Genomic DNA, 9,474 nt, shown 5'->3' on the forward strand with positions numbered 1-9,474 from the left:
CGCCGCGCTCGCCGCCACGCTGCTCGCCGCCGCGCTGCTCGCCACCGCGACCACGACCGCCCTCACGGCCACCGTCGCGGCTGCCGCCCTCGTCGCGGCGGGCACGCTTCGGGGCGCCCTCGATGTCCTCGACCTGCTCGGCCTCCAGGCCGGCGCGGGTGCGCGAGGCGCGGGGGAGCCGGCCGGTCGTCCCCTCGGGGATGAGCAGGTCGGTGAACAGGTGCGGGGACGTGGAGTACGTCTCGACCGGCTCGTCGAAGGGGATGCCGATCTCGCGGGCGATGACGGTCCAGCGGACGGTGTCCGCCCACTCGACGAAGGTCACGGCCGTGCCCGCGGCGCCGGCGCGGCCGGTGCGGCCGATCCGGTGGATGTAGGTCTTGGCGTCGTCGGGGCACTCGTAGTTGACGACGTGCGTGACGTCCTCGACGTCGATGCCGCGCGCGGCGACGTCGGTGGCGATGAGGACGTCGACCTTGCCGTTGCGGAACGCACGCAGCGCCTGCTCGCGGGCGCCCTGGCCCAGGTCGCCGTGGATCGGCGCGGCGGCGAACCCGCGGGCCACCAGGTCGTCGGCGACCTTGGAGGCGTTGCGGCGGGTCCGCGTGAAGACGATGGTCAGGCCGCGGCCCTCGGACTGCAGCAGGCGCGCGAGGCACTCGATGCGGTCCATCGGGTGCGTCCGGTACGCGAACTGCTTGACGAGCTTGACGGTGGCGCCGTCGTCGTCGGGGTCGTGCGCGCGGATGTGGGTCGGCTGCGTCATGTACGCCCGGGCGAGCGAGACCACGGCGGACGGCATCGTCGCGCTGAACAGCATGGTCTGGCGGCCGGCGGGGGTGCGGGACAGCAGCCGCTCGACGTCGGGCAGGAAGCCCAGGTCGAGCATCTCGTCGGCCTCGTCGAGCACCACGGCGCGGCAGTGCGACAGGTCGAGGTGGCCCTGGTTGGCCAGGTCGATGAGGCGGCCGGGGGTCCCGACGACGATCTCGACACCGGCACGCAGCGCCTCGATCTGCGGCTCGTAGGCGCGCCCGCCGAAGATGACGGTGACGCGCACGGGCAGGCGCTTGGCCGCGGTCGTCAGGTCCTCGGCGACCTGCAGCGCGAGCTCGCGCGTCGGCGCGACGACGAGGGCCTGCGGCCTGCCGGGCGCCTCGAGCTCCTCGAAGCCGGGCATGCCGGGGCCGACGACGCGCTGCACGAGCGGGATGCCGAAGCCGAGCGTCTTGCCCGTGCCCGTCTTGGCCTGGCCGATGATGTCGGCCCCCTGCAGGGCGACCGGCAGCGTCATGGCCTGGATCGGGAACGGATGGGTGATCCCGGCGCCGGCGAGGGCCGCGGAGATCTCGGGCTGGACGCCGAAGTCGGCGAAGGTCTGGTCAGTCACTATGGCCCGCATCCTAGCCAAGGACGGGGCCGGTGCTGGCCGGGGCGGCGGCTAGGGTGCCCGCATGGCCCCGCACGCGCCCGTCGTCGACCTCCTGGGCGCCCTGGCGTACGGCGAGCTGACCGCCTTCAGCAGGCTCGCCGGCGACGCCGAGCTGGCCCCCAGCCTGGCCGACAAGGTGGCGCTGGCGCAGGTTGCGGCCACCGAGTTCCGCCACTACGAGGCCCTCGCCCGGCGCATCTCCGGGCTCGGCGCGCAGCCGCAGGAGGCGATGGCGCCGTTCGTCGCCCCCGTCGACGCCTTCCACGACCGCACGGCGCCGAACGACTGGCTCGAGGGGCTGGTCAAGGCCTACGTGGGAGACGGGATCGCCACCGACTTCTACCGGGAGATCTCCGCGTTCGTCGACGCCGAGACCCGCGACCTGGTGCACCTCGTGCTCGAGGACGCCGGCCACACCGAGGTCGTCGCCGGCGCGGTGCGGGCGGCCGTCGACCGGGACCCTCGCCTCGCCGGCCGGCTCGCGCTGTGGGCCCGCCGCCTGGTCGGCGAGGCGCTCAGCCAGGCGCAGCGGGTCGCCGTCGACCGCGACGGGCTGGCGGCGCTGCTCGTCGGGACCGAGGACCAGCCCGGCGCCGACCTGGCCGAGATCGGCCACATGTTCGCCCGGATCATGGACCGCCACGGCGAGCGCATGAAGGTGCTCGGCCTCGCTGCCTGAGCGCGCCGCTGCCCGGGCGTGCCGCATCCTGTGCGCCCCCGGACGCAGAGGACCGCCCCGACCACCGGTGGTGGAGGGGCGGTCCGGGTGGTGCTGGTGCCGGTCCTGGTGGGCCGGTGGGGCTCAGGCCTGCGGGGCGCCCACGGTGCCGAAGCCGATCTTGCGGACCTCGGTCGGCCCGGTCTCGACGTAGGCCAGGGCCTCGGTCGGGACGAAGACGCGACGGCCCTTCTCGTCGACGAGCTCCAGGACGCCGCCCGCGGCGACGGCGGCAGAGACCGCCTCGGCGATCTGCTCGGACGTCTGCGACGACTCGAGGAACAGCTCGCGCCCGGCGTTGCGCACGCCGATCTTGACCTCCACGGTGCCTCCCTGACTGTGGTGTGGGCGCTCTCGCGCCCGGGGGTGCCCGCCGCGGCGGCGGGGCTTCGGTGCTCGTGACGAGACTAACCGAGCCCCTCCGGCACCTGTTCCGGCCTCTGCCCAGGGCGGAACCCGGTCCCGGGCGGGAGCCTCAGGCGCCGTGCTTGGGGAAGCCTCGGATGCCGCGCCAGGACAGCGAGAAGACGAGCCGGGCGGCGTCCTCGCGCGGGATCGGCCGGCCGTTGCTCAGCCACCACCGCGCGGTCACCTGCGCCTGGCCGACCAGCGCGATGCCGAGCATGCGGGCCTCGTGCTCGGGCAGGCCGGTGTCCTCGGCGATGACGACGCTGATCGGCTCCGCGCACGCGGCGGTCATCCGGGCGACCCGGTCGGCGACGAGCGGCTCCGACGTGAGGTCGGACTCGAAGACCAGCCGGAACGCCTCGCCGTCGGTGTCGACGAAGGAGAAGAACGCCGCGGTGACGCCGGCGACGCGCTGCTTGTTGTCCTCGGTGACGGTGAGGGCCTGCCGCACGGCGTCGACGAGGGCGTCGACGTGCCGGTCCAGCACCGCCAGGTACAGCTCGAGCTTGCCCGGGAAGTGCTGGTAGAGCACCGGCTTGGAGACACCGGCGCGGTCGGCGATCTCGTCCATCGCGGTGGCGTGGTAGCCGGAGGCGACGAACACCTCCTCGGCCGCGCGGAGCAGCTGCTGGCGCCGTGCGGGCCGCGACAGGCGGGTCCCCCGGACGGTGTCCGCGGAGGGGGCCGCGGCGGCGCTGGTCATCACGGCGAGGGTACCGGCGGGAACAGCCCCGGGGCGGGAGGGGTTCTCCCGCTGACCGCCGCCCCGCCGTCGAGGAGACGCCCCGTGAGCCTGCCCCCGCTCGTCGAGCCCGCCGAGGCGCTGACCGTGGACGAGGTCCGCCGGTTCAGCCGCCACATCATCATCCCGGACGTCGGCATGGTCGGTCAGCGGCGGCTGAAGAACGCGCGGGTGCTCGTCGTCGGCGCCGGGGGCCTCGGCAGCCCCGCCCTGCTGTACCTGGCCGCGGCGGGCGTCGGCACCCTCGGCATCGTCGACTTCGACGTCGTCGACGAGTCCAACCTGCAGCGGCAGGTCATCCACGGCCAGTCCGACGTCGGGCGGCCCAAGGCGCAGTCGGCCCGGGACTCCGTGCTCGAGGTCAACCCCGGGGTGCAGGTCCGGCTCCACGAGCAGCGGCTGGACTCCTCCAACGCCCTGGAGGTGCTCGGCGGCTACGACCTGGTGCTCGACGGGACCGACAACTTCGCGACCCGGTACCTCGTCAACGATGCCTGCGTCCTGCTCGGCATCCCGTACGTGTGGGGGTCGATCTACCGCTTCGAGGGCCAGGTGAGCGTGTTCTGGGCCGACCCGCCCGCCGGGCCCGACGGCACCACCGCCGAGGGGGTCCACTACCGCGACCTGTACCCCGAGCCGCCGCCGCCCGGCATGGTCCCCAGCTGCGCCGAGGGTGGCGTCCTCGGCGTGCTGTGCGCGTCCATCGGCTCCGTCATGGTCAACGAGGCCGTCAAGCTGCTCACGGGGATCGGCGACACCCTGCTCGGCCGGCTGCTCGTGTTCGACGCCCTGGAGATGAGCTGGCGCGAGGTGAGGGTGCGCAAGGACCCGCACGGCGCCCCGGTCACCGGGCTCGTCGACTACGACGCGTTCTGCGGCGTGGTGTCCGAGGACGCCTCCGACGCCGTGCGCGGCTCGACCATCTCCGTCCTCGAGCTCAGGGACCGGCTGGAGGCCCGCGAGCGCGGCGAGGACGACTTCCTGCTCGTCGACGTCCGGGAGCCCGACGAGGCCGACATCGTCAGCATCCCCGGCGCGGTGCTGGTCCCCAAGGGCGAGTTCCTGTCGGGGGCGGCGCTGGAGCGGCTGCCCGCCGACCGGCCGGTCGTCCTGCACTGCAAGGCCGGCACCCGCTCGGCGGAGGTGCTGGCGGTCCTCAAGGGCGCCGGCTTCTCCGACGCCGTGCACGTGGGGGGCGGGGTGCTCGCCTGGGTCGACCAGGTCGAGCCCCACAAGGCCACGTACTGACGGGTCCGTCCGTGGCGCGCCGCCCCTCGGTGGCGCGCCGCCCGCCTAGGGGCGGGCCGTCCGGTCGGGCCGGGAGTCCGGGGGCCCGTACTGGCTGTCACCGGTGTGGATGCTGATCCCACCGACGGTGGTGGAGGCGGAGATGCTTCGCTCCGCGTCGTCGTCGTCGGGCAGGGACACCCCGACCTCGCCGACCGTCACGGACGTCCGCATGTCGTAGGCGGTGCCGTCGTCGGGGACGCCCACGTCGATCCCGCCCGTCGTGGCCGTGAGCCGGACCTCCCGCGGGGGCTCGACGAAGGACAGGGCGATGCCGCCCGTGGTGACGTCGACCCCGACGTCCTGGGACCGGGTGTCCTCCAGCAGCACCCCGCCGGCGGTGACGGACACGTCGACGTCGCCGGCCAGCCCGCTGCCGCGCAGGCCGCCGGTGACGATGTCCACCACGACGTCCAGGTCGGGGTCGACGACGAGGTCGTAGCCGACGTCGCAGCGGCGCGGCCAGCCGGTGTCCGGGCAGGTCGCGCGCAGGACGAGCTCGTCGCCGTCGCGGACGGTCGTCAGCTCGGCCTCCTGGAACGCGGTGGTCACCTCGGTCGACCCGCGGACCGTCCCGGCGGGGGCGTCCTCGGTCTCCAGGTTGACCCCGCCGGTGACGCCCTCGATGCGCAGCGTGCGCACGCCCGTCTCGTCGACCCGCTCGGTGACGTCCCGGGTCGACGCCTCGACGACCAGGCCGGCGACCGCTGCGCCGACGACGCCGAGCACCGTGAGCACGCCGAGCACCGCGAGGACCCCGGCCCACCACGGCACGGGCGGGCGGCTGCCGGGGGGCGGCGCGACCGCGGTGGCGCCGCCGGGCTGCTGGGGCGGCGGGCCGTCGGTGCCGCCGCCGGAGGGGACCTGCCCGTACGGGACCTGCCCGTACGGGGTCTGCCCGTACCGACTTTGCCCGTACGGGGTCTGCCCGTACGGCGCCTGCCCGTAGGGGGCCTGGCCGTACGGGGCGGGCGGCTGGACGGTCATGGTCGTCTCCGGTCTGGACGGGGCGGCGGGCGGCTCGGGCGGCTGTGCGGCTGGTCGGCGGTGCGGCGGGTCGCTGGTGCGGTGGTGCTGGCGTCGCGGGTGGGGCTGGTCAGTCGACGTGGTCGAGGTAGCGCAGGACCGCCAGGACGCGGCGGTGGTCGTCGCCCGCCGGGGGCAGGTCGAGCTTGGTGAACAGGTTCGACACGTGCTTCTCGACCGCGCCCTCGGTGACGAACAGGGCGGCCGCGATGCCGGAGTTGGAGCGGCCCTCGGCCATGAGCCGGAGCACGTCGTGCTCGCGCGGGGTGAGCGTGGACAGCGGGTCCTCGCGGCGGGCCCGCGCGAACAGCTGCGACACCACCTCCGGGTCCAGGGCGGTCCCGCCCGCGGCGACCCGCTGCATCGCCTCGAGGAAGTCGCCGACGTCCGCGACCCGGTCCTTGAGCAGGTAGCCGACGCCCTTGGCCCGCCCGGCGAGCAGCTCCGAGGCGTAGTTCTCCTCGACGTACTGGCTGAGCACGACCACGGCCACGTCCGGGTACTGCTGGCGGACGACGAGCGCCGCGCGGACGCCTTCGTCGGTGAACGTCGGCGGCATCCGGACGTCCGTGAGGACCATGTCCGGGGCGTGCTGGGCGACGGCGGCCAGGAAGGACTCGGCGTCCCCGGTCGCGGCCACGACGTCGAAGCCGTTCTCGGTGAGCAGCCGCACCAGGCCCTCCCGCAGCAGGACGCTGTCCTCGGCGAGCACCAGGCGGGGACGGCGGGGCTGCACCTGGCCCTCGGGCCCGTCCGCGGGGCGGTCCTGGGGGTGGCTCACGGGCTGGGTCGCGGGGTGGCTCACGGGGTCCCTCCGGTCGTCGTCATCGGTGCGGTCACGGCGGTGCCCGTGCTCGTGGAGCCCTGGCTCGTGGCGGCGGCAGGTGCCGCCGGGGGAGCGGCGCGGCCGGCGGACGGGCCGGCGGTGCCGGGCCCAGCCTGGGCGGGGGTGGTCCCCGCGGCCCCGGCCAGGGGCAGGCGGACGGTGAGCACGGTCGGCCCGCCCGGGGGCGAGGACACGAGGACCTCGCCGTCCACGGCACGGACCCGGTCGCGCAGGCCCGTCAGCCCCGTGCCCTGGCGCGGGTCGGCGCCGCCGTGCCCGTCGTCGGTGACGGTCGCCTCGAGCACCTCGCGGCCGTCGACGAGCCGGGTGGACACGTCGACCCGGGCCGACGCGGCACCGGAGTGCTTGGCGACGTTGGTGAGCGCCTCGGACACCGAGAAGTAGGCGATGGCCTCCAGCCGGGCCTGGGGGCGCGGGCCCGGGCGGACGTTGACCGACACGGGGACGGGCGAGCGGGCCGCGAGCGCGGACAGGGCGGCGTCGAGGCCGCGGTCGGTGAGGACCGGGGGGTGGATGCCGCGGGCCACGCGGCGCAGGTCGGCGACGGCCTCCTTGGCGGAGGAGTGCGCGCGGTCCAGCAGCTCCTCGACCCCGCCGGGGTCGGTGCGCAGCCGCTGCCGGGCCATGCCCAGGTCCATGGCGATAGCGACCAGTCGCTGCTGGGGCCCGTCGTGCAGGTCGCGCTCGATCCGGCGGCGCTCGGCCTCGACGGAGTCGATGGCCCGCTCCCGGGTCTCGGTGAGGGTGTCCACCCGGGCGCTGAGCTCGGCGACGCGGGCCGCGGGGTCGGAGCTGATGCTGAGCCGGGCCAGCGCCACGTCGACCCGGCCGAACAGCCAGGCGAGGAACGGCAGCACGAGCAGCAGGGCGACGCCGGCGACCGCGGCGGGCCACAGCAGCGCCTCCGGCACGGCGAGGCCGGCGACGACGGTCCCCTCGGGCAGGGCGGGGGCGAACAGCGCGACGACGCCCAGCAGGAGCAGGCCAGTGACCAGCAGGCCGCCGGTGAGGCCCCACAGCGAGACGAGCGTGAGGTACAGCAGGGCGCGCCACGGCCGGGGGTCCAGGAGCACCCGGCGCCACGCGGGCAGGTGGCGGGGACGGCGCTCCATCGGCGGCACCCAGGTCCCGAGGAACACCGCGATCCGCCACCGCTCCGCGCCGACCATGCAGAAGGCGACAGCGAGCATGACCGCGAGGAACGGCAGGCCGACGAGCAGGGCGCCGGTGAGGGCCGTCCCGACGACGGACAGCACGACCGCGAGGAACACGCCGGCGAGCAGCAGGTCCAGCACCAGGTGGACCAGGGCGCCCCAGCCGCGCAGCCACGTGGACGCCAGGGCGCGCCGCCGGCGGCCGGGCTCTGCAGGGGGTGCGGTGGTCATGGCACGACCGTAGGAGCCGCGGGCCGGTGCCGGCAGTGGCGCGACCACGCCGACCCGTGCGGGGGACAACCCCCCGCCCGGCCCGGGCGGGCCGGTCCCGGCGCAGGTGCAGCTGTGGGCCGGTGCCCCTGGTGCGTGGTCCGACCGGGTCCGGGCGTCGGGGCCGGTCCGGTTGTGTCCGCGGCTGCGGGCATCCTGTGGGCGTGGACGAGGCGACCCTGACGGAGTACGAGGAGGCGGTGCTGGACGTCGTCGACTCCGTGCCGCCCGGCCGCGTCACCACGTACGGCCGGGTCGCCTCCTTGCTGGCCGGGGCGGGCCTCGGGGGCAGCGCCCGCACGGTCGGCAGCGTCATGTCCTCGCACGGTGCTGCGGTGGCCTGGTGGCGGGTGTGCCCGGTGAGCGGGGCCGCGCCCGCCCACCCGGCCGAGGCGGTGCGCCGCTGGGCGGACGAGGGGACGCCGCTGCGCCGCGCCGACCCCCGGGACCCCTCGGCCGTGCGCGTGGACCTGGCCTCTGCCCTGTCCGAGCTGCACCTGCCCGGCTGGCTGGCCGGGCGGTGACCGCGTCCCCCGGGGTGCGCGCGTCCGGCGCGCACGTCCTGTCCGCTGTTCCGGGTGCGCCTGCGGGGCTGCCTGCCGAGCTCGTCCCCGTCGTCGGGCAGGCGGGGCGGCAGGTGGTGCTCGGCGGCCCGTCGACGGGCAAGACGACCGCCCTGGTCCGGTGGGCCGTGCACCGGACCGGTCGCCCGGGGCCGCCCCCGCTGCTGCTCGTGCCCTCACGGCGCGCCGCGGACCGGGTGCGCGACGCCGTCGAGCAGGGGTCCCCGACCACGGGCGGCCCGCGGGTGGCGCGCACGCCGCACTCCCTGGCGTGGTCCCTGCTGCGCGAGCACGCGCTGCGCGAGGGCCGCCGCCCTCCCCGCCTGGTCACGGCCAGCGAGCGCGACGAGTCGCTGGCGGAGCTGCTCGCGGGGTACGCCGCCGACGGCACGGACCCGTCGTGGCCCGACCGGCTCGACCCGGCGCTGCGGGCCACCCGCACGTTCCGCGACGAGCTGCGCGAGATGTCGGCGCGGCTCGTCGAGCACGGCGCCCACCCGGACGAGCTGCCGGACCTGGCCGCGCGCCACGGCCGCCCCGAGTGGGCGGCGGCCGCCCGGGTGCTGCTGGAGCTGGAGCAGGTCGCCGGGCTGCGGGAGGACGAGGCCCACGACCCCGCGAGCATCGTCTCCGTGGCCGCCGGCCTGCTCGCCGACCGCTCGACCGGGCTCGCGGGCTGGCTGGGGGACCAGGTCGGCCACCTCGGTGTCGACGACGCCCAGGACCTCACCCCGGCGGGGTGGGCCCTCGTGCGGGAGGCGGCCGACGTCGTCGGCGACCTGTGCGTCGTCGGCGACCCCGACGGCGGGACGCAGACCTTCCGCGGCGCCCAGCCGGGCCTGCTCGAGCACGCTGCGGGGTTCCTCGGCGAGGCCGCAGCCCCGGTGCGGCTCACCACCGTCGCCCGCCCCCTGGACCGGGCGGCTGCCGTGCAGCGGGTCTCGGCCGCGCTGGGCCGCGAGATCCACGGCGCCGCGCCCCGCCCCTGGTCGCCCGCCGCCGTCCCGGTGGCCGGCCCCGGCGCCGG

General features: G+C 76.2%; 10 protein-coding genes. 4 read left to right on the forward strand and 6 right to left on the reverse strand.

The window, feature by feature from the left end; genetic code table 11:
- Window positions 1-1,402: DEAD/DEAH box helicase (locus WCS02_RS13735; protein WP_340294165.1), on the reverse strand; the 1,402-nt coding region annotated here is incomplete at its 3' end.
- A gap of 52 nt (window positions 1,403-1,454) precedes the next feature.
- On the opposite strand from WCS02_RS13735, the gene WCS02_RS13740 reads away from it, so the two are divergent.
- A complete protein-coding gene (locus WCS02_RS13740) occupies window positions 1,455-2,111 on the forward strand; it encodes a ferritin-like fold-containing protein (RefSeq protein ID WP_340294167.1) in 657 nt (218 codons plus the stop codon).
- Between the two features lie 123 nt (window positions 2,112-2,234).
- On the opposite strand, the gene WCS02_RS13745 is transcribed toward WCS02_RS13740, so the two are convergent.
- Window positions 2,235-2,474 (reverse strand): DUF3107 domain-containing protein, encoded by a 240-nt coding sequence (locus WCS02_RS13745; RefSeq protein WP_340294169.1) that lies wholly within the window; start codon window positions 2,472-2,474, stop codon window positions 2,235-2,237.
- A gap of 151 nt (window positions 2,475-2,625) precedes the next feature.
- Window positions 2,626-3,261: a TetR/AcrR family transcriptional regulator gene (locus WCS02_RS13750; RefSeq protein WP_340294171.1), complete on the reverse strand. Its 636-nt coding sequence runs from the start codon at window positions 3,259-3,261 to the stop codon at window positions 2,626-2,628.
- A gap of 84 nt (window positions 3,262-3,345) precedes the next feature.
- On the opposite strand from WCS02_RS13750, the gene moeZ reads away from it, so the two are divergent.
- Complete coding sequence (gene moeZ, locus WCS02_RS13755; RefSeq protein WP_340294173.1) at window positions 3,346-4,548, forward strand: adenylyltransferase/sulfurtransferase MoeZ; 1,203 nt, start codon at window positions 3,346-3,348, stop codon at window positions 4,546-4,548.
- 45 nt (window positions 4,549-4,593) lie between these two features.
- Here the strand turns inward: moeZ and WCS02_RS13760 are convergent, their stop codons facing one another.
- The 3 genes from WCS02_RS13760 to WCS02_RS13770 all read right to left on the reverse strand — a co-directional run bounded on the left by WCS02_RS13760 (window position 4,594) and on the right by WCS02_RS13770 (window position 7,845).
- A complete protein-coding gene (locus tag WCS02_RS13760; protein ID WP_340294175.1) occupies window positions 4,594-5,574 on the reverse strand; it encodes a DUF4097 family beta strand repeat-containing protein in 981 nt (326 codons plus the stop codon).
- 109 nt (window positions 5,575-5,683) lie between these two features.
- Window positions 5,684-6,349 (reverse strand): response regulator, encoded by a 666-nt coding sequence (locus WCS02_RS13765; RefSeq protein ID WP_340294183.1) that lies wholly within the window; start codon window positions 6,347-6,349, stop codon window positions 5,684-5,686.
- Between the two features lie 65 nt (window positions 6,350-6,414).
- Window positions 6,415-7,845: a sensor histidine kinase gene (locus WCS02_RS13770; protein WP_340294177.1), complete on the reverse strand. Its 1,431-nt coding sequence runs from the start codon at window positions 7,843-7,845 to the stop codon at window positions 6,415-6,417.
- 203 nt (window positions 7,846-8,048) lie between these two features.
- Here WCS02_RS13770 and WCS02_RS13775 point away from each other — a divergent pair, with 203 nt between their 5' ends.
- A complete protein-coding gene (locus WCS02_RS13775; RefSeq protein WP_340294179.1) occupies window positions 8,049-8,408 on the forward strand; it encodes an MGMT family protein in 360 nt (119 codons plus the stop codon).
- Window positions 8,405-9,474 (forward strand): UvrD-helicase domain-containing protein (locus tag WCS02_RS13780; protein ID WP_340294181.1); only part of this gene is annotated, 1,070 nt, incomplete at its 3' end. The genes WCS02_RS13775 and WCS02_RS13780, both read left to right, overlap by 4 nt.

This window comes from Aquipuribacter hungaricus, from assembly GCF_037860755.1.
Classification (GTDB): domain Bacteria; phylum Actinomycetota; class Actinomycetes; order Actinomycetales; family JBBAYJ01; genus Aquipuribacter; species Aquipuribacter hungaricus.